This is a genomic window from Nostoc sp. DedQUE12b (assembly GCF_034530835.1).
GTDB lineage: Bacteria > Cyanobacteriota > Cyanobacteriia > Cyanobacteriales > Nostocaceae > Nostoc.
This window is the reverse complement of sequence record NZ_JAVRCI010000052.1, coordinates 1-24,501: the sequence shown is the minus strand read 5'-3', so window position 1 is coordinate 24,501 and position 24,501 is coordinate 1. Positions and strand designations below refer to the sequence as shown.

Below are 24,501 nucleotides of genomic sequence, written 5' to 3'. Positions count from 1 at the left end.
AATATTTAGGAGTTAGGAGTTAGGAGTTATATTTTTAATTCACCACTCATAACTCCTCACTCATAACTTTAGCCTCAGCGCTCAGTATTAGCAGTACTGAGTTACATCTTCGCCACATTCGTCGGCTAGATAGCACAGCGCTCGGAAACGTAAACCAACCACTTCTTCATATAAGGGGTTGAGCTTGCACATGGGTGGGATGTGAAACAAGGTCTTGCCAAATAATTTGACATCGCGCTCAAAGGGGCACTGAGATGGAATCAGTTTGCACAAGCGGTGAGCTAGTTGGCGATCATGGACTTGAATATTTTCTACTCGTTGCCGTAGGGGTTGGAGAATATCCCAGTGAGGCTTGGAAGCAGAATGGTTTAACTGGGTTACTTTATCGTCACTAGTCTCTGCTTGATTGATTGATACCCAGCTAGCCAGAAAAATCTTTTTTGTGGTATTGTCGAATACCTTCATGGTTCACCCTCTGTGTTATTGAGGCTATTCACCTTTTTGATGAATATATACAACGTGGCAACGAACTTTCCCGGAAAAATCGCGTTCTGACTGCGATATAATGTAATACCTGATTAGCCACTTAAGTCAGAACCTAATTTATTACTACGTCAAGTTAATCGCAAATTTCTGGGGATCGGTAGTGTAATATTACGATCTTGTTCATAACTTGACACAGTTTAAATTTTAATAAAGACATCCATCATTGGATAGGTTTTAGTGTAACATTTACAGAACTTAATATAAGGTCTTTCTAAAAGAATTTTTGCTAAGTATAAACATCAGTAATACTCTAGAAGGCATTTTTCCTCTCCGTGTTCCCACTTTCTCACGTAAGTGTGTCCTGTTCATCGCTGGCTGAATACCGTAAAAGTAGTGATTTTTGATCGAGTAGAATCGATTGCATTTCACAAAACTTAGGTTGGCAGTGGCAATTTGAGAGTGATACAGTCTGAAGCGTTAAAATCAGATGAGCTTGCTTATGGTTTCTGTACTCTACAGCGCAATTCCTCCTTCCAGTATGCTGTATGCACGGCTTCTACGTGAAAAGGCACTCAGCATCCTTGTAGTTTATCTTTTCCCCTATGGTTGCGGCATTTTCCGCTTTTTTGAAATTGAGCCTGAAGAGATTGACGAAATCCTGGAAGATGTTATCAAAACAGAACAAGAGACTTTTGGATCTGAGCTAGAAGCAAATCGGGTAATCGCACAATTGCGGTCTGAGTTAAGGCTTACTCGTCAAGCCTATCCAGGGATTGAAGATAGAACAGCAACACTAGAAAAATCATCTGCTGAGATCAAGAAACGTTTGTCGCAAGAGCTATCGAGAAGAAAGTTTGCGAATGCCGATGAGATTGTTGAAAAGCTCATGTTCGGAGATCAAACTTTTGCTCCAACTCTATTGTCAGCAGAGGAGTCATTGGGACTGATATCCCGTGAGCTAATCAGTGAAGGAGCAAGCATTTTACGACAGATCGATCCTGAAACACTGTTTGCAAGAGATGAAGGTCGGGAAGGATGGTACCTTGACCACTTTGAGCAGTGGAGAGATTTGTATCTTTCAGCAGACGATAAAAATGAAGAGATATTGGTTGGAGTTGCTTGAGGCGATCGCAATCTAACAAGTTAGATCGCCTCCAAGAACTATAGATAATTTCTATAACTATTACAAAAGAAAGCGCAAAGACGTTCAGAAAAATTCTGTGTCTTTGCGCCAATCGAAATTTGAGCGGTGAAAGCCACTGCTCAAACTTCTCTTTGTATGAGATTTTTACCTGAAATTCTCTATGATGCTACCTGAGCAGCAGTTCGAGTCCGTCGTCTTCTGCCATCAGCAACTTTCACAGGTGGTTCATCAGGGATTTGCATCAATAAAGTCACAGATGGCTGACATTGCAATTCCCGACGAATGGAACGTTGCAATTCTCGTTCTAAAGTTCCTTGCAATCCACCCCAGTCTATATCTGCTGCTTCACCTTCGCTAGGAGCAAATTCTGTCCAGCGCACAGTGAGAATTTCTTCAATACGTTGTTTTACCCAGGTTTGTAACAGCGATCGCTCTACACTTGTAACTACACCCCGGAGGTGAGTTTCTGGTTTTGCTAACAGTTTACCATTCCAATCAATGGCAGCTGCGATCGTGATAATGCCTTCTGAAGCCATACGTTGCCGTTCTTGCAGCACTTTGGCACTTACCATACCCGAACTAGTAGTATCCACCAATTCGATACCAGATGGCACTTTACCAGCGACGCGAATGGCATCTTCAGTCAGTTCGACAATATCACCATTCTGAATAATGATCATATTTTCTGTGGGAATGCCCATACTCTGAGCCGTTTCTGCGTGCTTCACCAGCATTCGATGTTCGCCGTGAAATGGCACAAAGAATTTGGGTCGAGTTAAGGCAATCATCAGTTTTTGTTCTTCCTGACAGCCGTGACCGGAGACGTGAATTCCTTTATCTCGTCCATAGACCACTTTCGCACCTTGAATCATCAACTTATCGATGGTGTTGACTACGGCGATCGTATTTCCGGGAATTGGGTTAGCAGAGAATACTACCGTATCTCCTTGGCGGATTTTAATGTGAGGATGTTCTTGGTTGGCAATGCGGGTCATTGCTGCCATCAATTCACCCTGAGAACCTGTAGTTAAAATCAGTACTCTTTCATCGGGTAGATTGCGGACGGCGTGCAATGGTTGCAGCAGATTGTCTTCACACTTGATATAACCTAAATTGCGGGCATGAGCAATCAAGTTCAGCATGGAACGCCCGACAACTGTCACTACACGATTCTGCTTCTTGGCAATATCCAAAATCATGTTGATGCGATGGACGCTAGAAGCAAAGGTAGTGACAAATAATCGCCCAGGTGCTTGACTAAATACTCTCTCCAAATTGGGATAAACTGAACGTTCTGAAGGTGTAAATCCTGGCACTTCCGCGTTAGTGGAATCACTGAGTAAACAAAGAACGCCTTTTTCTCCATGTTCTGCTAGGCGTTGCAAGTCAAACTTTTCACCATCCACTGGGGTATGGTCAATTTTAAAATCCCCTGTGTGAATGACCACACCCAGGGGAGTATGAATGGCAACAGTGAAACTATCTGCAATGGAGTGGGTATTACGGATATATTCAACTAAAAAGTTTTTGCCAATCCGCACTACATCACGTGGTAGAACTGTTCTGATTTCTGTGCGATCGCGGACTCCTGCTTCTTCTAATTTACCCTCTAGCATTGCCATTGCTAGTCTGGGCCCATAAATCACCGGGATATCAAATTGCTTGAGATGAAAGGCAATACCGCCAATATGGTCTTCATGACCATGAGTAACAATCATCCCTTTAATTTTGTGGCGATTTTCCCGCAGATAGGTTGTATCTGGTAAAACAATATTGACTCCATGCATCGCCTCTGTGGGAAAAGCCAATCCTGCATCTAACAGGATTATTTCATCGTCATACTCAAAAAGACACGTATTTTTACCAATTTCATGTAAACCGCCCAAAGGAATAATTTTCAAGGCGGAATTATTAGCTTCGTTTTTAGCCATTTTCTCCTTAGATTGTTACTTGTGGTTAATTAAGTTGATAGTTAACGAACTTGTATTTAAGACAACATCATCTGTTTCTTAAGTCAGTCCCAAAGCAATCAAGTTTTAATTGAAGATTTCAATTTTTTATTTAATAAAATCAACTGTAAAACTCAAGGATTCATAGTATATCTATCAGTCCTAGCACAGGTTTTTAAATTGCAACTTATGAACAATTATGATCGTTGTTTATATGTATCTTTGACAAGGAGGAGACTACCAGCATTTAAATAAGTTGGGGGTTAAATTAAACTAAGTTCTTTCAGAACCGCTTCTAATTTTTGACTGACTTCTAAATCAGCTTCACATAGCGGCGGACGAGTTGAACCAACCTCCCAACCTTGAAGTTGCAGTGCTTTTTTCACTGGAATGGGATTTGAAGTCAGAAATAGAGCTTTAAACAACGGGAAAAGTTGGAGATGAATCTCGCTTGCTACCTCAATTTTTCCCGCTCTAAAAGCTTGAATCATCTGCTGTAGTTGGTTTCCTACCAGATGAGAAGCCACACTTACAACGCCCTTTGCCCCGATCGCTAACAAGGGCAAAGTCATGTAATCATCACCAGAATAGATGTGGAATTCTTTTGATGTCAAGCGACGAATAACGCTAGCCTGATCTATATTACCAGTGGATTCTTTAATCCCGACAATATTGCTAACCTCAGCTAACCGGGCAACTGTTTCTGGCTGAAGGTTTTGTCCGGTACGACCGGGGACATTATACAACAACAACGGCAAGTCGGGACAGGCTTGTGCTATTGCCTTAAAGTGCGCTTCCAATCCCGCTTGCGGCGGTTTATTGTAATAAGGAACAACTTGTAAGGAACCATGTACTCCTATTTTAGACGCTTTTTGGGTGGCTGCGATCGCTTCTTTGGTGGAATTTGATCCACAACCTGCGATTACCTTGGCTTTTCCGGCCACAGACTGCAACACCTCAACAAACAACTGGTATTCCTCATCCCAACTTAATGTCGGGGATTCTCCGGTTGTGCCGCACATCACCAATGTATCTGTACCGTTGTTAGCTAGATGCGCCGCCAGTTCTGCCGCTACATCATAATTGACACTACCATCTGCTTTAAACGGCGTAATCATAGCGGTTAAAACATTGCCAAAATCTCCCACCCTTTTTTCACTCCTGATTACCCATGTTTTTATATCTTGGTGGTTCTCTATTGTAATAACCTATCTGCAAATTGCTTTCAAGTGTCATTTTTACTTTGCCATTAGTCCTTTGTCACTTTACTAATGACCAATGACTAATGACTAATACAACTCTTGGAGAGGCTGCGCCCGAAGCGTAGCTATGCCGCAGGCTTTACGACTACGCTCAGTACAAGTGACTAATGACTAATAGCTAATGGTTTTAGTAGATTTTTCTCTACTAATAACTCAGCGATTTGTACTGCATTCAATGCTGCGCCTTTGCGAATTTGGTCGCCACATAACCATAATTCCAAGCCACAAGGATGAGAAATATCCTGGCGAATTCTTCCCACTAAAACTTCATCTCGACCAGTTGCTTCAATTGGCATCGGAAAATGATTCGTTCCCCAATCTTCTAACAATTTTACTCCAGGAGAGGAATTTAAAATTTCTCTGGCTTCCTTCGCACTAAAGGGAGTCCCAAATTCTAAATTAATGGCTTCTGAGTGGGCGCGGAGTACGGGAACCCGTATACAGGTTGCAGTGATTCTGATTTGCTGCGTACCAAATATTTTTCGGGTTTCGTTGACCATTTTCATTTCTTCCTCACAATAACCCAAATCGTTTAATGGGGAGTTGTGCGGGAATAAATTAAATGCCAATGGGTAAGGCAATATCTCGGCAATCGGTGGCTGTCCTTGTAGTATAGCGCTTGTTTGGGTTTTGACTTCTGCCATTGCTCTAGCACCCGCACCACTAGCAGATTGGTAGGTTGCAGCGACGATGCGTTGCACTGGTTTAACTTTATGCAATGGCCAGACTGCCACAGCCATCAAAATCGTTGTACAGTTGGGGTTAGCGATAATGCCTTGATGATGCGCTGCGGCTTGGGGATTCACCTCTGGAACTATTAAGGGAACTTCCGGGTTCATCCGAAAGGCACTGGAGTTGTCAATTACCACTGCGCCCTTTTCCACAGCAACTGCTGCCCAAGTTTTAGATGTGGAACCGCCTGCACTAGCTAGTACTATATCGACATTTTCAAAGGCGCGATCGCTCACTGCTTCTATTGGTATATTTTCACCTTTAAATCGCAGCGTTCGCCCAACACTGCGCTCTGATGCCAATAACTTCAAGTCAGCAACCGGAAAATTACGACTTTCTAATAATTCCAGCAACTCTGTGCCTACTGCACCAGTAGCTCCTAAAATAGCTAAACGATAGGATTTCGACAAACTTGCTTCCTCCTTATAAGAGACTTAATCTGCAATTTCTTGGAACAATTGACAATTTAGTTATATTTAAATAGCGATCGCAGTCTGGAAATACATTTTTAATAAATTTATATTTTCTCTAATTTAGTCTATCTTTAATATATTTAATACATTTATTTTTTTAATTGTTTAATAAGTTAAGTGATGTTGCATTTACAAATAACGATGATTTATTTTCTTAATCGATTTTAACTACTATAACTATCTATTATACAACAAACCGCCATTTATCAGAAGAACGGAGATATCTGCACTTAGGCGTTTAACTAAGCATCCTACGTGTAAAAAAACAAATGTAATGGTTGCAAACTTGCTTACCAATATGATGAACATACTAGGATCTAAATCCATAAAGCCAGCACAACTGAAAATTTAGCTATGCGGTTAAGTAAAAGATGCGCTCTCGTACCACACACAACTTAATAATAGCTAGATAATAGCTAGACTCAATACTATAACTTTAACCTGGGGGAACTAACCACTCTTTGAGAACCAGGATATCACGGCATTAGCCCACTGAATAATTAATTCCCAAGTTTTAGAGTCAGAGGGGAGTCGGGAGTGCAGGAATAATGAGGTAGCAGGGAAAGCAAGGTAAAGATGGAGAATAACCAATGCCTAATGCCCCATTAACCAATTTGTTATGAACGTAAAATGTCAAGTCCTTGATAATTGGCAGTAAACTGGATCTTTGCCCCAGGACAAACATCCATCATTGGATGTCACAAGACCTTTTGGCAAACTCCCATTACTCCTAAGAGACATCAAGCCATAAACGTAAACAATTATTTTATTGCGTTTTGTGTGTACTCGGAGTATAAAATACCAGAAAACTAGAGACGAAGCATGAAAGTTACCCAGGAAAAACTTCCCGCCAGCCAAATTGGCCTGGAAATAGAGATTACGCCGGAAATTACCAAGCAAACTTACGAACAGGTCATTAAAAACTTAGCGAGTACTGCCAATATTCCTGGGTTTCGTAAAGGCAAGGTGCCTCGGCCGATATTACTACAACGGCTGGGTACAACTCGAATCAAGGCAGCGGCATTGGAAGAACTAATTCAAGATGGTATTGAGCAAGCAGTCAAACAAGAAGCCATCCCAGCAATCGGTCAGCCGCAATTGCGCTCCTCTTTCGAGGATTTGATTAATAATTATGAACCTGGGAAACCCCTAACGATTTCGGCTGCGGTGGATGTAGAACCAGAAGTGAATCTAGTGCAGTACACTGATTTGCAAGCCAAGGCCGAAGAAGTCAAGTTCGATCCAGAGCAAGTGGAGAACACTCTGGATAAAGAACGTCAAGAATTGGCGACATTGATTCCTGTGGAAGGACGTGCAGCCCAAATTGGCGATATTGCCGTAGTCGATTTTAAAGGTTCATTCGCCAGAGCTGAGGGCGAGGACGAAACAGCTGAACTAGAACCGATTCCCGGAGCCGAAGCAACTGATTTTCAAGTTGAGTTGCAGGAAGATAAGTTTATTCCAGGCTTCATTTCGGGAATAGTGGGGATGAATCCTGAAGAAACCAAAGAAATTGCAGCGCAGTTCCCAGATCCGTATGCTAATGAAGAATTAGCTGGAAAAGCGGCAACTTTCACCGTGACGCTCAAAGAATTAAAGGAAAAGGAGCTACCAGAAGTAAATGACGATTTCGCCCAGGAAATCAGCGATTTTGAAACCTTAGAGGAGTTACGTGCTTCTTTGGTCGAACGATATCAAAAAGAGGCAGACGACAAAACAAAAACCAATAAGCAGGAAGCCTTGTTAACGGAACTGCTCAAGCACGTAGAAGTTGACTTACCAACAACCTTGATTGAGCAAGAAGTGGATGCAATGCTAACGCAAACAGCAATCCGGCTGTCTCAGCAGGGATTGGATGTGAGAAAGCTGTTTACTCAAGATATTATTCCGCAATTGCGGGAGCGATCGCGTACTGAAGCAATTGAACGCATCAAACGCTCCTTATCCTTACGAGAAATCGGCAAACGCGAATCTATCGAGGTAACACCAGAAGAAATCGCAGCCAGAGTCACAGAACTTTTGGAACAGTACTCGGAGGAACAGGACGTTGATGAAGATAAATTGCGCTCAATCGTGGAAAACGAACTGTTAACCGAAAAAATCATTGATTGGCTCTTAGAACACTCATCAGTTGAACTTGTACCGGAAGGTTCATTGAGTACTGCGGAGGAAACGGAAGACGCAGAATCAGATGCTGATGCTGATGTACCTCAGACTGAGGAAGAAAACAGCGAAACTTCTACAGAAGTCACAGAAGGATAATAAAAAATCCTACAACCATGAGTTCACCAGTTCTGAGTTAAAGTACTGGTGAAATGGGTAAGGTAAGGGAGATGAGGAAGTAGAGGGAGAAATAACCAATGCCCCATGCCCCATGCCCAATGCCCTATAACTCAGGGATTAAGTCAGAATAATTAAAGAATTAATGAATTTTCGGCAAATAGTGACACTTGTTATCACTTGAGTTTGATACTGTGTTACACGAGAGGAAATTATATGAGGCATAATGGTTAACACGTAGCTTATAAAAATTCCATTCGTTGAAAAGGCAGCATCTGCTGCTGAAAAATTTGTCCTAAATAATCGTCAAAGAAAGCTTGTATGCTTGAATCGCAGTCGGGAAATTCCCCAATCAGCAACTTAAGTCGAATAAACATTAACTCCCAGTTAAGCAGCCCTAGCAACATCGTGCCGATGGTGATAGAGCAATCTGGCATGGGAGAAAGAGCTTTCGACATCTACTCCCGCCTGCTGCGAGAGCGGATTATCTTTTTAGGAACGCCAATAGACGATGCCGTAGCTAACTCAATTGTGGCTCAGTTGTTATTCCTAGACGCCGAAGACTCAGAAAAAGACATCCAACTGTATGTTAATTCTCCTGGCGGCTCCGTCTACGCAGGGATGGCAATCTATGATACAATACAGCAAATTCGCCCTGATGTTGTTACCATCTGTTTTGGATTAGCCGCGAGCATGGGGGCATTTTTGTTGACAGCAGGGGCTGCCGGTAAGCGAATGTCTCTGCCCGACTCCCGAATTATGATTCACCAACCACTTGGTGGCGCTCAAGGTCAAGCCATTGACATTGAAATTCAAGCCAGAGAAATTCTTTACGTTAAGGCTAAGTTGAATCAGCTAATGGCTCACCATACTGGTCAACCCTTAGAAAGAATAGAAGCAGATACTGAGCGCGACTTTTTTATGTCGGCAGAAGAGGCAAAAAACTACGGTTTGATTGATCAGGTCATTTCCAGGCAAAATCTTCCCGTAGCAGGGGAAAACGTCACCATTCTGAAATAAGAGGCTGGTATGTCTAAGTACGACTCCCATTTGAAATGTTCATTTTGTGGCAAGTCTCAAGAGCAGGTGCGTAAATTAATCGCAGGGCCGGGAGTCTACATCTGCGATGAATGCGTTGACTTGTGTAATGAAATACTAGACGAGGAGTTACTCGATACTAATGGTGCGGCAGCACAACCAGCACCAAGAGCAGAGCCACCTGAAAAACGGCGTACTCACTCTGCTAGTATTTCGTTTAATCAAATACCCAAGCCAAGAGAGATTAAAAAGTATCTAGACGAACACGTCATTGGTCAAGACGAAGCGAAGAAAGTTCTGTCAGTAGCTGTTTACAATCACTATAAGCGGCTGGCAGTCATTCAATCTAAAGCTAGTGGCAAACCTGGTGCGGATGACGCTATAGAACTGCAAAAGTCCAATATCTTGTTAATCGGGCCGACTGGTTGCGGCAAAACTCTCTTAGCGCAAACTCTAGCGAAAATCCTGGATGTACCCTTTGCCGTAGCCGATGCGACGACACTGACGGAAGCTGGGTATGTGGGAGAAGATGTGGAAAATATCTTGCTGCGACTGTTACAGGTGGCAGATTTGGATATAGAGGAAGCGCAACGGGGAATTATTTACATTGACGAAATTGACAAAATTGCTCGTAAGAGCGAGAACACGTCAATTACCCGCGATGTTTCTGGCGAAGGCGTGCAGCAAGCCTTGCTGAAAATGTTAGAGGGAACGATCGCTAATGTACCACCCCAAGGAGGGCGTAAGCATCCTTATCAAGACTGTATCCAGATTGATACAAGTAATATTTTGTTCGTCTGTGGTGGTGCCTTCGTAGGCTTAGAAAAGATTGTAGATCAGAGAGTTGGCAAAAAAGCAATCGGCTTTGTGCAACCGGGTGAAGGCCAATCGAAGGAGAAACGAGCAGCAGACACGCTTCGCCATCTAGAACCGGATGATTTAGTAAAATTTGGCCTGATTCCAGAATTTATTGGGCGGATGCCAATGGTAGCAGTAGTAGATCCGCTAGATGAAGAAGCGCTGATGGCGATTCTTACTCAACCACGCAGCGCCCTAGTGAAGCAGTACCAAAAGCTGCTGAAGATGGATAATGTCCAGCTAGATTTTAAAGCAGATGCTTTACGAGCGATCGCTCAAGAAGCTTACCGCCGTAAAACTGGTGCGAGAGCATTACGTGGTATTGTCGAAGAATTGATGTTGGATGTAATGTATGAGTTACCATCCCGTAAGGATGTGACACGCTGTACAGTTACAAGGGAAATGGTCGAGAAGCGATCGACTGCTGAACTGATAATCCATCCATCTTCACTACCGAAGCCAGAATCAGCTTAATAGTCATTAGTGATTGGTCATTAGTCATTGGTTAAAAAATAAGGAATAATAACCATATACCAGGGACTAATGACAACTGACAAAGGACAAATGACTAATGCCTTATATTAATGTTCGTGGCGTTGAGCATTACTACGAATGGGTGAAAAAACCATCCGGTTCTTTGGTAAAACCAGTGATGGTTTTCATTCACGGTTGGGCTGGTTCGGCTAGATATTGGCAAAATACTGCTGATGCTTTATCAGAGCAATTTGATTGTTTACTTTACGATATGCGGGGATTTGGCCGTTCTGGTGGGAAGCCAACCATCACCCAAGCCAGTGAAGCTGTTGCCGAATCTGAATCTCCCCAGAAAGAATCACAGGCAATCAGAGAGTTAACCTATGAATTAGAGGAATACGCTGATGATTTGGCAGGTTTGCTAGATGGGTTACATCTTCAGCGTGTCTATATCAATGCTCATTCGATGGGCGCTTCTGTTGCCACTTTATTTTTTAACCGCTATCCCGAACGAGTAGAACGAGGAATTTTAACTTGTAGCGGCATTTTTGAGTACGACGAAAAATCTTTTAGTGCTTTCCATAAATTTGGTGGCTATGTAGTGAAATTCCGTCCCAAATGGTTAAGCAAAATTCCATTTGTTGACCGGATGTTTATGGCCAGATTTCTGCATAGTTCCATACCACATTCTGAGCGGCAAGCTTTTTTGGAAGATTTTCTCGAAGCAGATTACGATGCGGCTTTAGGAACAATTTTTACTTCAGTCAGTAAGGCTCAATCTGAAGTGATGCCGCAAGAGTTTGCCAAGCTAACAGTGCCGACTCTGCTTCTGGCAGGGGAGTATGACAAAATTATTCCAGCCGAGATGGGGCGTCAAGCGGCTGCATTGAATGACAAAGTGGAATTTGTGATGATTCGTAACACAGCTCATTTCCCAATGTTGGAAGATGCCCCAACTTATCTGCAACGGGTACAAGAATTTTTGCAAATTAACACGCCAAAACCACAAGTGGGATAACTACTGGTGGTTTTTTAGACAGTTAAGTGTACCTGTGTGATACCTTGACGCATTTTATATTGGCGCTTTAACCAAGACTTTTGAATTGTTTTACGGAGCAAGGGAGCAAGTTGAATCAACAGCGACCGCACCAGTGCATTTTTTCGCAGTAGTTCGCCTTGTTTCGCTTCTTCTAACTGAAGTTGCTGGGCGCGGATAATTTCTGGCTGACGTTCTGCTTGGATGTGCGATAGTGCCATGTCAATATCCTGGTGTCCAGCTTCTTTTTGCAACAGTGGCACAAGATGATTAGCAGCGACAATCACATCACGGAATGCGAGATTAATTCCTTGGGCGCGGACGGGAGACATTGGGTGTGCAGCGTCACCTAGAAGTAATACCCCTGGTGCGTGCCATTGGGGACAATAACCAACCACAACAGAGAGCCGAATCGGAGATTCGATGGTGTCTGCATGATTACGGAAATGCTCTGCTAGCCATGAGGGTGATAGTGAGGCAAAAATCTCTGCCCAGTTGGCTTGTTTGGAGTCAGCATTTTCGGTTGCCGACATCACCCAAGCCAGATGTAGTTTTCCTGATTCTGCTCCGTGAAAGATGGTAAATACGCGATCGCCATTTACAATAGTACGAAACACATTATCGGCTGCAAACTCAGGAGTAGCGGCAAGTTTAAACCAAAGAATATCAATATTTTTAGGCTGGCGTACCAATTCCAAACCTATACGTTGGCGCACAAGGGAATTTCTACCATCTGCCCCAATCACTAAGTCAGCAGTAAATTCTTTCCCATCGCTCAGTACTACACCTGCGACACGTTGGTTACTCCACAGTAAATCTTTGACAGGAACACCTTGGATAAATTCAAATCCATCATTGGTTTGAGCTGACGAAATCAGTGCTTTTAGTAGCGGTGGTTGTGAAACCAGTGTACAGGGTCGGGTTGCTCCCATTGGTTCATCAACTCGAAACAACTGCTTGCCCCCTATAATGAATTCCCACGCGTCGAGTTGCCGATGGGGAATATGTTCCAACAAGGCTGATATACCCATTTGCTCTAGAGCATCTAAGCCACTGGGCATTAATCCTTCACCGCGAAATACCCGATGAAAGTCTTTTGCTGCTTCAATTAAGGTTACAGTAATACCACGTTTTACAAGAAGCAGGGCAAGGGTTACACCTGTTGGGCCTGCGCCCACAATCACAATCTGCACTATTCCATCCCTCCTGTATCAGTTGCTCTCAAAGATGTTGGTAGAATTATCTTGAGATTAACTTAAACCCAGTTCTCGTTTTAGCAAGTTAATCGAGTTAGCGCCGATATAATTTTCAACCTTAATCAGCTTTGGTGGACGAATAATATCTTCATCAGAGGCTTGCACGGCTGCTTGTACTGCCGCAAAACTAGCTTGGTCGCTGATGATGACCTCAGCCCGTTTAACCATTGCCTGAAGTTTATAAGCATCTTTTGGTTGCGAAGTCATTACCAGTAGTTCATCACCCCGCAAACCGTGAAGGATGACTTCTGCGGCTCGTGCAATCCCGGAACTGAGGCTAACTATCCCAACACAGTTTTCTTTTGGTAGGGTTTTCAAGAGGTTGAGTTCTTTGCTGTAGTCGTAGATATCGAGAGGAATCACCCGTGCAGCTTTTGGAGCTGCGATCGCTTCCACATTACTGATAAAATACCGACTGGTAACTACTGTCGCAGAGGTGGTTTTATCTAGCACAGCCGTTAATTCTTCCATTGCTACCAACTGGACTGGAATTTTTAGCGATCGCTCTAATTCATACACCATCAACTCACCAGCACCTATATCATAAGATGGAACTGCAACCAGTACCCGCGCACTACAACGCAAGCGCCAGTCAATTTCCGCTAAAAATAGCTCTCTAGCTTGGTTCAGCGTACATCCTTGAGAGAGCAGTTCGTCAAGTGCTTGCTGGACAACTTGATATGCATCAGGATTTTGTTTGAGAATTGGTGATTGCAGCCTACTACCGCCCTCATGACCTTGGGCACGAACATAAATACCCGAACCAGCCATACTTTCAACAAATCCGTCTTCCTCAAGTTGACGGTAAACCTTACTTATGGTATTGCGGTGTAAGCCCGTTTGCATTGCCAGCGCCCGTGTGCTTGGTAATTTGTAAGCAGGGGGATATTGCCGAGAAGCGATCGCAAATCGGATTTGATTAAACAGCTGGGTTGATGCGGGAATTTCGCTGTCTGGCTGAATACGGAATTGAATCATCACCAAACCTCCTGAATACTAAGTGCTGAGTGCTGAGTCTTGAGTGCTGAGGTTTGAGTCTTAGGTGTTGCTTTCCTACTCAGCACTTTTAACTCAGCATCCCCGGATAACTAGTTGATTTATTACATACAAGATTAGTTATTTACATATAAATTTTTTCTAAACTCAATTTCTAATGCTCTCACTACTGGGAACTGATAATTTAATTAGAAAAAAGCTGGGCATACTGGCATAGTTATATCAAATAAACACACGGTTAATCACATAGCACTGGTAAAAATTATTATGACAGAGCAAGCAACAATTACCACAACGGTTAATCTTTTGCAAGATAATATTCAAGTGTCTGCTTATCTAGCAGAACCAAAAGAACCTGGCTCTTACCCAGGAGTTGTAGTATTACAAGAGATTTTTGGTATCAACGCTCACATTCGAGAAGTTACAGAACGGATTGCCCAACTTGGGTATGTAGCGATGTCTACGACGGGCTACGCCTACGCACCTGCACTTTTTCAACGGATTGCTCCTGGCTTTGAAACCGGATATACACCCGAAGATATTGAAACGGGCAGAAGTTACGCCATGCAAACTCAAGCCTCAGAGTTATTGAGCGATATTCAACTAGCAATTGACTACCTCAAAAATCTGCCCCAAGTGAAAAAAGATGGTTTTGGCTGTATTGGCTTCTGCTTTGGCGGTCATGTCGCATATCTTGCAGCCACCTTGCCAGATATTAAAGCTACCGCTTCCTTCTACGGAGCTGGAATTACCACCCGCACGCCGGGAGGTGGCGCTCCTACTGTCACCCGCACCGAAGAGATAACAGGTACTCTTTATGCCTTTTTTGGCGCAGAAGATGCTAGCATCCCAACCGAACAAGTAGATGAGATTGCAGCAGAGTTAGAAAAATATAAAATTCCTCATCATGTGTTTCGCTACGATGGAGCTGATCACGGATTTTTCTGCGACCACCGTGCCAGTTATAATCCTAAAGCTGCGACCGATGCTTGGGAGCAAGTAAAACAACTCTTTGGTCAACTAAACTGAAGCATACGCACCCAAGTTCGTCATTGGTCATTGGTCATTGGTGAATACAAAGGACAAATGACAAATGACAAATGACAATTTAAACTTCAGTTGCACCATATCAAATAAAAACTAATCTTCAAAAGTCATGAATTCCGAATCGAAACTTTCTCAAACAGCCAATTCGCCCTTTACAATGGACGATTTTGCCAAAGCACTAGAAAAACACGACTACCAATTTCAAAAGGGACAGCTTGTAAATGGCAAAGTGTTCCAACTCGATCATGATGGAGCTTATGTTGATATTGGTGGCAAGTCGTCAGCTTTTCTGCCACGCGATGAGGCTTCTTTGAGAGCAGTTACCGATTTATCAGAAGTGCTGCCATTGCAAGAGGAAATGCAGTTTTTGATTATCCGAGATCAGGATGCAGAAGGGCAAGTCACCCTTTCTCGAAAGCAGTTGGAAATTCAGCATATCTGGGAACGACTGACCGAAATGCAGGAAAATGCTCAGACTGTGCAAGTACGGGTTATGGGTGTGAATAAAGGTGGTGTCACTGTCGATATTCTTTCTTTGCGGGGATTTATCCCGCGATCACACTTGGCAGAGCGTGATAATTTAGATGCACTCAAAGGTCAAAATCTGACCGTGGGCTTTTTGGAAATTAATAAAAACACCAACAAACTCATTCTTTCCCAGCGTTTAGCAACTCGTTCTAGCAACTTCAGCTTATTAGAACTAGGTCAACTGGTGGAAGGTAAAGTTACTGGCATCAAACCTTTTGGTGTATTTGTCGATTTAAGTGGGATGAGCGCCCTACTTCATATCAAGCAAGTAAGCCAGAAATTTATTGATTCTTTAGAAAAAGTATTTCAAGTTGGTCAGCCAATTAAAGCTGTAATTATTGACTTGGATGAAGGTAAAGGCCGGGTTGCTCTTTCTACCAGAGTTTTGGAAAACTTCCCTGGCGAAGTGCTAGAAAATTTCGATGAGGTTATGGCTTCAGCTGAGGCGCGTGCTAATAGAGCTAATAACAAAGCGTCTGAATAGTTTTGAGATGGGCTGCTTGCACAAAGTATAAATAGTGCAATTGCACCTGCCGTATATGGGATTAATGGGTGAATACTGCCCAAAAATTAATCAAAAATTCAAATTGTGGGTTATTTTATTACTCCCCCTGCATTTATAAAGATGTGGGGGGATTGAAATTGGGAAAACTTTTAACAAACTTACGTTTTTTTTGTACTTTTTCAAGCTAATATATAGGGTTTTTAGTAAGCATTTTATTGATGAGAAAATAAAGACTAAAGCTATTACTAAAAAAACATTACCTATTAAGATAAACTTGACATCCTAATAGCCTATAGCTAGTAATATGGTTAAAACAATAATTTTAGTTAGCTTTAGATAACTTTCACTTTTAACCACATAAATTCTTCTGAGTAAAACGTGTAGGCAATGCCAAAATTATGCAAGAGGTCTACCGCAGAAATATTTTGTGTTAGGATTTAAATACTTACCTACTTGTGAATTTAATTATTCCAGTTGAAAAACGCTACGATTTACCGCAAAACTTTACCCAGTGAAATTATCTAACTGAAAAATTATTTATGAATGTTACTACAGATCGGACACTTATTCACCAGAAAATATATGCGAAAGAATTACGTTCTCTGATACCACCTGAAGCATTTATTTCCGCTCCAAGTAAGTTAATTATCTTGTTCATTAATCTGGCAATTTTGATATTAGGCTGGATGATAGCAGCTCGGCTAAATTGTTGGTCGCCACATCTTTTATGGCTTTATCTACCTTTAAGCATCATTATGGGCAATAGCGTTCTTGTCTTACTATTGAGTTCTCACGAGATGATGCATGGTAGCGTAATTAAAAACGCCCGGTTAACTTATATCATTAGCTTTCTAGGGCTAACAATTGGGTGGATGCCACCAACGTTGTGGAAAGCAGTTCATAATCGAGTACATCATAATCACACTAATGATTTAGGCGACCCAGATCGTAATTACTTGTATGAACAATCTTCAACCTGGGGAAAATGGATTCAGAACTTATTTGTGCCTTCTACTGAAGTCAATCCTATATGGTTCATAGTGGGAATGACTTCTGCTTGGGGAGTACATACTTTTCGCAATGTGACATCTGTGCTATTTTTCAATCATGAATCCGTCGATTATGTTCCTGCTGCATTTACAGTCAGTCCGAAAGATCGTCGAGCGATCGCAGGGGAATTATTGATGATGATCGTGATTCATCTGAGTATCCTCATCTATCTCCAATTTGACCCCATAAAGCTCATACTTGGTTACTTTTTGCCGATTGCAATTGGTTATGCTGGAGTAATTTTTTATATTTATACAAATCATTTACTTTGTCCGATGACTAGCGTTAACGATCCACTAATTAATAGTATGTCTCTCCGGGTTTACAAAATATTTGACTTGTTGCATTTAAATTTTTCTCATCACACTGAACATCATATTTTCCCAGGAATGAACTCGGACTATTATGTGATGGTTAGGGATTTGTTAGAAACTCAATATTCTGAAAAGTTTAATTTATTGGATGCTGGAGAAGCTTGGCATTTGCTGCTGAAAACTCCCCGGCATTATAGAGATGAAAATACTCTTACAGATTGGTCAGGAGAAAAGTCTGTCCCCTGCCCTACAAGCGACAATTAAAAAGCTGACTTTTCATGCTATCTAGAAAATCTCTCTCCTTTCAGGAGAGAGACTTTGAATTTTCCACCTTAATCCCCTCTTTACAAGGGGGAAAACTGGAAAATCTAGTTCCCTCCCCAATACATACGGGGAGGGTTAGGGTGGGGTAAAAAACGTTGATACACCAATTATGACTTTTCAAACATCCTCTTAACAGCTTTTGGCTATGGGCGGGCAAGATGCCCACTCCACAAGAAGTAGTTGAGTATTTTTTATTTGGGAGTCCCTAAAGTCAAATTTAATAAGCAAAATGACATTTGACTTACTCAAAAGCTGCTTTTACTTTCTAATTTCGGTGTTTTCCGCAAGTAAAATGAGCTTTTACTTTCTCAAACCCCAGTTTGCTTTCTCATTTTGGTGTTTTCCGCAAGCAAAATCAGCTTTTACTTTCTCAAACTCCAGTTTGTTTTCTCATTTTGGTGTTTTCCGCAAGCAAAATCAGCTTTTACTTTCTCAAATCCTAGTTTGTTTTCTCATTTTGGTGTTTTCCGCAAACAATCAAGCATATTGCTGACTTATTCCAGTAATTCACACATTCGTGACAACTATCTCTTTGAAATTACTTCTGTTTATCTTTATCTAATGCTTCCTGGATTGCACGACGGCAAAATTCTGGAGGATCATCCTTTGTAGATAGTTCTTCCTTCATAGTCTTGGTAATGCGTAGGTTAATCCTTTCTGTTAATGATTCTTCTCTATTTGATTTAATTGGTTGTAAATTTTGTGGATTCCCTTTAGGATTAGGCATTATTGAGAAATATAAATAAGGCTTGATTTACTTGGTGCCAAAACAATAGATTGTTTTTTTTGGTGGTTGCGACAACTTGCCGGAAGTACAACCACCAATATCCAATTTCAAAAATGGACACTACTATTTTATGTTCACGCGTTCCGAACTTGAAATCAAGACTATTAAAGAATTACGCGACTTGTGTCGGAGATACGGCATCAAACCAACTGGAAATGCAGGATACAAAACCTCGTACATCGTAACTCTGATGGCATTTCCACTTTTAGCGCTGCAACAAATGAAGCAAGGTAAAGGGTTAAAATTCCCTAACTTTAGCGCTATCCAGGTAATCAGTTCTGCTATAGATGAGATGAATTCACCCACAGATGAGCAAGCAGCACTAATTCGGATAACTTTAGAGGGCAGGAAAACGAGCTATCCTGACCGATACAACCAGGAAAACCTGCTAAATTTGCACAAGGCTAAGATGTCGCTTGAACAAGCTATTGACTTGTTGAGCCAGTAAAACTAATCCTATTATTCTATCCCCTGCATCTACAAGGATGTGGGGGATCATTTTTAGAGTATTAAAATAAATAAGGTGTGACTATATATCGAGATATCGAGAATTTTGACAATTATAAACGCTGTAACTATTCAATTTAGGTATTTGTATGTTTCTGGTAACTGGAGCAACGGGAGGCATTGGTCGCAGAGTTGTGCGACTTCTACGACAACGAGAACAGTCTGTGCGGGCATTTGTCCGCCTTACCTCGCGCTATAGCGAGTTAGAACACCGGGGTGCAGAAATCTTCATTGGTGACTTGCTAGAGGAAAAAGATATCCAGAAAGCAAGTCAGGATGTGCGGTATATTATCAGCGCCCACGGTTCTGATAGCGATGCCCTATCTTTAGATTACCGCGCCAATATTGAACTCATCGACCAAGCGAAAGCCAATGGCGTAGAGCATTTTGTCTTCATTTCTGTACTGGGAGCCGATCGCGGTTATGAAGATGCTCCTGTTTTTAAAGCTAAACGAGCAGTAGAGCGATATTTGGCAGCTAGTGGCTTAAATTACACTATTTTGCGCCCAGCTGGATTAGCATCTAACTTGCTGCCACTAGTAGAACGATTTCGGGAAACGGGATTGTATCTGCTAGTTGGCGATCGCAAAAACCGTACCTCAATTGTCAGTACCGATGATTTGGCAAGGATAGTAGTGGATTCTGTGACAGTTGAAGGCGCTCGCAACCAGATTTTACCCGTTGGAGGGCCAGAGATTTTATTACGAGAAGATATTCCCCGGATTTTTGGTCGGATTTTCGCCAAAGAACCAGTAATAATTAACTCACCCCTATTTCTGATTGATGGGTTACAGAGTGCATTAGGTTTATTTAATCCCCAAACCCAAAAAGCTTTGGGAACTTTTCGTACATTGCTAGCAAATGAATTTTTCTGTACAAAAGATGAAATTGCCAATTTAGAGACGATTTTTAACTTCCAATTAGAGACATTAGACAGTTTTTTGCGGCGCTATTTAGCAGTTTGAATAGTCATTAGTCATTAGTCATTGGTCATTCGTGAATAATCAAGGACAAATGACAAATGACAAATGACAAATGACAAAGGACAAAAATATATGGTAAATGCTGCTCAAGCACGTCAAACAAAAGAGCGATTCGCTAAACCGGAGGAACAACTTACTTATGAATTAGGGAAGGCCGTACAGGAATTGCCACCCCTGTACACTAGATTATTAGCGGGAACGATGAGTGCCATTGTATTTGGAGCGATCGCCTGGGCGTACTTCTCGCAAATAGATGAAGTAGCAACAGCACCGGGGGAATTAATTGCTTCTACACAGGTAAGACCCGTGACATCTTTGGGTGGAGGGTCAATTGTCGCTGTTAAAGTACAAGAAGGCGATCGCGTTACTAAAGGTCAAGTTTTGATTCAAAAAGATCCAGACTTGCAAGTAACCGATGTTTCCCGCCTAGCTAAATCTACCAGATTGATTCAAGACGATTTACAACGTTTGGATGCAGAACGTGTTGGAGGCAAAACTACTGGGACGAAACTGCAAGATGAACTTTTAAGTTCCCGCCTGCAAGACTACCAAGCGCGTCAAGCAGCAGCAGAAGCAGAAGCAAATCGTCAAATAGCACTCATCGATCAAGCTAAAGTCCGCTTGAGCAGATTGCAAGATAACTTAGTTAATGCTAAAAGCAGCTTTGCGAATGCTCAAACCAACCTTGTGAATGCAGATAGTATCCGAATTAAAATTGAAAGTAATTTAGCCCTTGCTCAAGAAAGGGAAAAAAGCCTACGCACTCTAATTACTCCTGGCGCTGTGCCTCGTGTCGATTACCTTGATGCCCAAGAAAGATTAACTCGTGCAAAGACAGAAATCACCAGAGCGCAAGATGAAGTGATCAACGCTCAGAATAGAATCACAGAGGCTCAAGATAAAGTCACATCATTAGAAAAAGATATTGCTGCTCAAGTCCAGGAAATTCGCCAAGCACAACAAGCTTACAACGCTGCACGCAGTCAGGCGCAGCGTGTAGCATCAGAACGCCAAAGCGAAATTTTGACGCAGTATAATAAGCGTAAAGAAGAACTGACAACTGTACAAGGTCAATTAGAGCAGGCGAGGAAGCAACAAGCTTTAGAAACGATTGAGGCTCCCGTAGCCGGTACAATTTATAAAGTCAAAGCCACCAAGGGGCCAGTACAATCGGGTGAAGAATTGCTGTCAATTTTGCCGGAAGGCGAAGAAATGCTTCTAGAGGTGAAAGTTCTCAACCGCGATATTGGGTTTATTCGTCAAGGAATGAAGGCAAAAGTGAAAATGGCAACTTTTCCCTTCCAAGAATTTGGCATTGTGGATGGCGAAGTTATGCAAGTCAGTCCAAATGCAATTGCTGATAAAGAATTGGGTTTAGTTTTTCCGACGAGAATTAAGCTAAATAAACACGCGGTAAATGTTCGAGGTCAAGAAGTAGAATTTACACCAGGGATGGCTGCTACAGGTGAAATTGTCACTCGGAAAAAGTCAATTTTGACATTCATTACTGAGCCTGTGACACGGCGATTCAGCGAGGCATTTTCTGTTAGGTAGGAAAGTCTGTTAGATTAGCTACAAGTAAGGGTTTAGCATTGTTCATTGGTGTCAACTTAAGCTGAAACTCCTTTAAAACCTCGTTTCCAGCCTCTGGCTGGAAATGCACTTCAATTGGGCTGCTGCCGCCAGCAAGAGAGGCGGAGCCTCTAGGACGGCATTCCCTGTCGGAGACTGGGAACGAGACACGGGCAGTATTGAACTTAACTGCAAATTGCTATAATTTTCAAGCTATACCCAAAAATTTTATTTTCTATACCGATCTATTTGTTTTTACATTCCCTCTAGTAGTTTGACAAAATCTGGATTATTCTCATCCTGATTGCTATTCACATTGATGCTACCCAGAATCTTCTCATAGCTTTGAAATTGCGACCATAATTCTGGATTTGTTGATATGTTATTACCTTCGGCTGATATCAGATATTTTGTGGTTTCTGTAATTGCTTGACCAATTACAGGGTTAAAATCAGAATTATTCCAACTATTGATATTTTCTGGTGTTAGATATCTTGTAGTTTCTGTAATTCCCTGACCGATTAGAGAACCAAAATTGGAATTATTAAAACTATTGATATTTTCTGGGGTTAGATATCTTGTGGTTTCTGTAATTCCCTGACCAATTAGAGAGCCAAAATTGTAACTATTAAAACTAGAGTTTGTCGTTTGTGTGTTATTTCCTGCGCTTTCTGCAATCACCCGACTCGCTAGAGAACTGACATTAGAAATTTTAAAACTAGAGCTTGTAGTTTGCGTACTATTTTCTGCGGTTTCTGTGACAATCTGACGTACTTGGGCATCAGTCAGGTTAGGGTTAGCACTAAGCATCAGGGCAACGATACCAGCAACGTGGGGAGCAGCCATAGATGTGCCGCTATAAGTTGCATATTGATTATTCGGAACTGATGAATAAACCTTGACTCCTGGAGCTGTGACGTAAGCGATTGGATTTGTTCCAGAGCGGTTAGAGAAGTCGGCCAAATTATTATTCTTATCTACTGCCCCAACGGCAATTCCCGACTTGGAGGCATAGCGGGCGGGATAGTCTGGTGATGAGTCACCATCATTACCTGCTGCCATGACGACAATCACTCCTTTACTGCTGGCGTAGTTAATGGCTGACTCTAAAGTGCGATTGGAAGATCCGCCTCCTAAACTCAGGTTAATCACATTAGCTCCATTATCTACAGCGTAGCGAATACCTTTAGATATGGAACTATAGGAACCAGAGCCAGAGCTATCTAAAGCTTTGACAGGCATAATCTTGGCATCGTAGGCAATACCAGTGACACCGTAGTTATTATTTTCTCCTGCGATCGTGCCGGAAACATGAGTACCATGACCGTTGTCATCTAGGGTGTTGTTATTTTGATCGGCAAAGTTCCAGCCGTAAGTATCATCAACATAGCCATTTCCATCATCATCTATACCGTTACCTGCAATTTCCTTGCTATTCGTCCAGATATTATTTTTTAAATCTTCGTGGTTGTAGTCAACTCCAGTATCTACAACAGCGACAACAACGCCTTTACCTGTATATCCATGTGCCCAAACTTCCGGTGCTTTAACTAGGTCTGCTCCCCAATTATTGCCACCGAGATCGGGAACATCAGCAAAGGTATTTTGACCAATAGCTCTAGCCACTGCTGCTGCTCCATTAATCAAGCCATAGCCATTAGTGGAGTTATAATTTTGAGTGCTAAAAGCATTATTAGTAGGGTTATTGCTATTTTTAGATTCATCGTTATTTCGCAACTGCACATCAGCATCGGCTGAGTTATAGCTACTACGTTTGCTGAAGTTGAGGCTGTAGTTATCTTTTGTATTAAAGCTATCTAATGAGGAGATTGAAGTGGTATTTAGCTGTTTATTTGACAATATATTGTTATTAACATCATCAATGTGCATAAATTTTTCTCAAAGATAGCAACCGTTTTTTGACAGCTTGAAGCATTGAAACCTTGACAATCAAAATATCTCAATGGGTGAATCAAACTTCATTCTCAATAATTACTATGGAATCTAATAACAAAATGCTAATTTTATTACCAAAAAAAATTATGATAATTACGGTTTTTATTAAGAGTAACTTTATCGAGTACATCTTAAATATTTTAGTTGTATTAATGGAGACTAAAGCAAAAATGATAATAGGATGCTATGACTCCTTTTGTTACTCTTAAAACTGCTGCGATCGCTAGCTATAAAAGTTATTTACACCACACAGACTGGAGCATCAACAAAATAAAAATAACGAATGGAGTTATGCTCCATTCGCCAAAGGCTATGCTTAAGCCGCTTTGCAAAGGTTTCTTTTTTACGTAGCTACAAGCTTTGAGTTAGTTAAATCTATTAAATGTTTGCTTGCTGTCGCTGATATAATGACCAATACAAACCCTTTTGTTGCAACAACTGTGAGTGAGTACCACGTTCGGCAATCACGCCTTGCTCTAATACCAAAATCAAATCAGCACGTTTAAGGGGAGCAAAGCGGTGAGCAATCAGAAACACGGTACGGTTGGCGGAAATTTTTTGCAGGTTTTGCAGTACTTGTTGTTCAGTTTCACTATCCAAGGCACTAGTAGCTTCATCCAAAACTAGAATCGGCGCTTGGGAAAGAAATAGCCTTGCTAGAGCAATGCGTTGTCTCTGTCCGCCAGATAAAGCTGTACCGCGTTCGCCAACATTGGTTTCGTAACCGTAAGGTAATTGACTAATGAAGTCGTGTGCCACGGCTAATCTTGCCGCTTCTACTACTTGCTCTGCGGTAATGTCAGGACTACCGAGAGTGATATTTTCCAAAATAGAACCATTGAATAAAAAGTCTTCTTGGAGAACTACACTAACTTGTTGCCGCAGTGAGGCTAAATCGGCACTTTTTATATCAAAACCATCAATCAGGATGCGTCCTGATTCAA

General features: G+C 41.8%; 20 protein-coding genes. 11 read left to right on the top strand and 9 right to left on the bottom strand.

Annotation, left to right across the window (positions count from 1 at the left end):
* Window positions 1-87: 87 nt before the first annotated feature.
* Window positions 88-465 (bottom strand): Mo-dependent nitrogenase C-terminal domain-containing protein, encoded by a 378-nt coding sequence (locus tag RMY16_RS22615; RefSeq protein WP_322668702.1) that lies wholly within the window; start codon window positions 463-465, stop codon window positions 88-90.
* A 520-nt stretch (window positions 466-985) separates the two neighbouring features.
* On the opposite strand from RMY16_RS22615, the gene RMY16_RS22610 reads away from it, so the two are divergent.
* Window positions 986-1,609, top strand: coding sequence for a hypothetical protein (locus RMY16_RS22610; protein WP_322738238.1), 624 nt, complete (start codon window positions 986-988; stop codon window positions 1,607-1,609).
* A 179-nt stretch (window positions 1,610-1,788) separates the two neighbouring features.
* Here RMY16_RS22610 and RMY16_RS22605 read toward each other — a convergent pair whose 3' ends face one another.
* From RMY16_RS22605 to RMY16_RS22595, 3 genes are all read right to left on the bottom strand, one after another.
* Window positions 1,789-3,561, bottom strand: coding sequence for a ribonuclease J (locus RMY16_RS22605; RefSeq protein ID WP_322738237.1), 1,773 nt, complete (start codon window positions 3,559-3,561; stop codon window positions 1,789-1,791).
* Between the two features lie 281 nt (window positions 3,562-3,842).
* Complete coding sequence (gene dapA / locus RMY16_RS22600) at window positions 3,843-4,727, bottom strand: 4-hydroxy-tetrahydrodipicolinate synthase (RefSeq protein WP_322738236.1); 885 nt, start codon at window positions 4,725-4,727, stop codon at window positions 3,843-3,845.
* A gap of 218 nt (window positions 4,728-4,945) precedes the next feature.
* The gene (locus tag RMY16_RS22595) at window positions 4,946-5,983 is read right to left on the bottom strand and encodes an aspartate-semialdehyde dehydrogenase (protein WP_322738235.1); all 1,038 of its coding nucleotides are present in this window, start codon (window positions 5,981-5,983) and stop codon (window positions 4,946-4,948) included.
* An 885-nt stretch (window positions 5,984-6,868) separates the two neighbouring features.
* Between RMY16_RS22595 and tig the strand changes: the two genes are divergently transcribed.
* From tig to RMY16_RS22575, 4 genes are all read left to right on the top strand, one after another.
* Window positions 6,869-8,308, top strand: a complete 1,440-nt coding sequence (tig, locus tag RMY16_RS22590; RefSeq protein WP_322738234.1) for a trigger factor — start codon at window positions 6,869-6,871, stop codon at window positions 8,306-8,308.
* Window positions 8,309-8,647: 339 nt separating this feature from the next.
* Window positions 8,648-9,346 (top strand): ATP-dependent Clp endopeptidase proteolytic subunit ClpP, encoded by a 699-nt coding sequence (gene clpP / locus RMY16_RS22585; protein ID WP_104905916.1) that lies wholly within the window; start codon window positions 8,648-8,650, stop codon window positions 9,344-9,346.
* Window positions 9,347-9,355: 9 nt separating this feature from the next.
* Window positions 9,356-10,696, top strand: coding sequence for an ATP-dependent protease ATP-binding subunit ClpX (gene clpX, locus RMY16_RS22580; protein WP_292775233.1), 1,341 nt, complete (start codon window positions 9,356-9,358; stop codon window positions 10,694-10,696).
* Between the two features lie 97 nt (window positions 10,697-10,793).
* Complete coding sequence (locus RMY16_RS22575; protein ID WP_322738233.1) at window positions 10,794-11,714, top strand: alpha/beta hydrolase; 921 nt, start codon at window positions 10,794-10,796, stop codon at window positions 11,712-11,714.
* A 14-nt stretch (window positions 11,715-11,728) separates the two neighbouring features.
* Here RMY16_RS22575 and RMY16_RS22570 read toward each other — a convergent pair whose 3' ends face one another.
* Together RMY16_RS22570 and RMY16_RS22565 are read right to left on the bottom strand one after the other, a co-directional pair.
* On the bottom strand, window positions 11,729-12,928 hold the full coding sequence (locus tag RMY16_RS22570) for an FAD-dependent oxidoreductase (protein ID WP_322738257.1): 1,200 nt from the start codon (window positions 12,926-12,928) through the stop codon (window positions 11,729-11,731).
* A gap of 54 nt (window positions 12,929-12,982) precedes the next feature.
* Window positions 12,983-13,966 (bottom strand): GntR family transcriptional regulator, encoded by a 984-nt coding sequence (locus tag RMY16_RS22565; RefSeq protein ID WP_322668693.1) that lies wholly within the window; start codon window positions 13,964-13,966, stop codon window positions 12,983-12,985.
* A gap of 285 nt (window positions 13,967-14,251) precedes the next feature.
* Here RMY16_RS22565 and RMY16_RS22560 point away from each other — a divergent pair, with 285 nt between their 5' ends.
* From RMY16_RS22560 to RMY16_RS22550, 3 genes are all read left to right on the top strand, one after another.
* Window positions 14,252-15,013 (top strand): dienelactone hydrolase family protein, encoded by a 762-nt coding sequence (locus RMY16_RS22560; protein WP_322738232.1) that lies wholly within the window; start codon window positions 14,252-14,254, stop codon window positions 15,011-15,013.
* Window positions 15,014-15,140: 127 nt separating this feature from the next.
* Entirely contained in the window at window positions 15,141-16,043 is a 903-nt protein-coding gene (locus tag RMY16_RS22555) for a S1 RNA-binding domain-containing protein (RefSeq protein WP_322738231.1), read from the top strand.
* A 560-nt stretch (window positions 16,044-16,603) separates the two neighbouring features.
* Window positions 16,604-17,692 carry a fatty acid desaturase family protein gene (locus tag RMY16_RS22550; RefSeq protein ID WP_322738230.1) on the top strand — a complete coding sequence of 363 codons (1,089 nt, stop codon included), beginning with the start codon at window positions 16,604-16,606 and terminating at the stop codon, window positions 17,690-17,692.
* A 598-nt stretch (window positions 17,693-18,290) separates the two neighbouring features.
* Here the strand turns inward: RMY16_RS22550 and RMY16_RS22545 are convergent.
* Window positions 18,291-18,479, bottom strand: a complete 189-nt coding sequence (locus tag RMY16_RS22545) for a hypothetical protein (protein ID WP_322668337.1) — start codon at window positions 18,477-18,479, stop codon at window positions 18,291-18,293.
* Window positions 18,480-18,609: 130 nt separating this feature from the next.
* Here RMY16_RS22545 and RMY16_RS22540 point away from each other — a divergent pair, with 130 nt between their 5' ends.
* The 3 genes from RMY16_RS22540 to RMY16_RS22530 all read left to right on the top strand — a co-directional run bounded on the left by RMY16_RS22540 (window position 18,610) and on the right by RMY16_RS22530 (window position 21,583).
* Window positions 18,610-18,987, top strand: coding sequence for a hypothetical protein (locus tag RMY16_RS22540; protein WP_322738229.1), 378 nt, complete (start codon window positions 18,610-18,612; stop codon window positions 18,985-18,987).
* Between the two features lie 148 nt (window positions 18,988-19,135).
* Window positions 19,136-20,011, top strand: coding sequence for an SDR family oxidoreductase (locus RMY16_RS22535; protein WP_322706781.1), 876 nt, complete (start codon window positions 19,136-19,138; stop codon window positions 20,009-20,011).
* Window positions 20,012-20,074: 63 nt separating this feature from the next.
* The gene (locus tag RMY16_RS22530) at window positions 20,075-21,583 is read left to right on the top strand and encodes an HlyD family efflux transporter periplasmic adaptor subunit (protein WP_322738228.1); all 1,509 of its coding nucleotides are present in this window, start codon (window positions 20,075-20,077) and stop codon (window positions 21,581-21,583) included.
* Window positions 21,584-21,856: 273 nt separating this feature from the next.
* Here the strand turns inward: RMY16_RS22530 and RMY16_RS22525 are convergent, their stop codons facing one another.
* Window positions 21,857-23,491, bottom strand: coding sequence for a S8 family peptidase (locus RMY16_RS22525; RefSeq protein ID WP_322738227.1), 1,635 nt, complete (start codon window positions 23,489-23,491; stop codon window positions 21,857-21,859).
* A gap of 444 nt (window positions 23,492-23,935) precedes the next feature.
* Window positions 23,936-24,501: ABC transporter ATP-binding protein (locus RMY16_RS22520; protein WP_322738226.1), on the bottom strand; the 566-nt coding region annotated here is incomplete at its 5' end.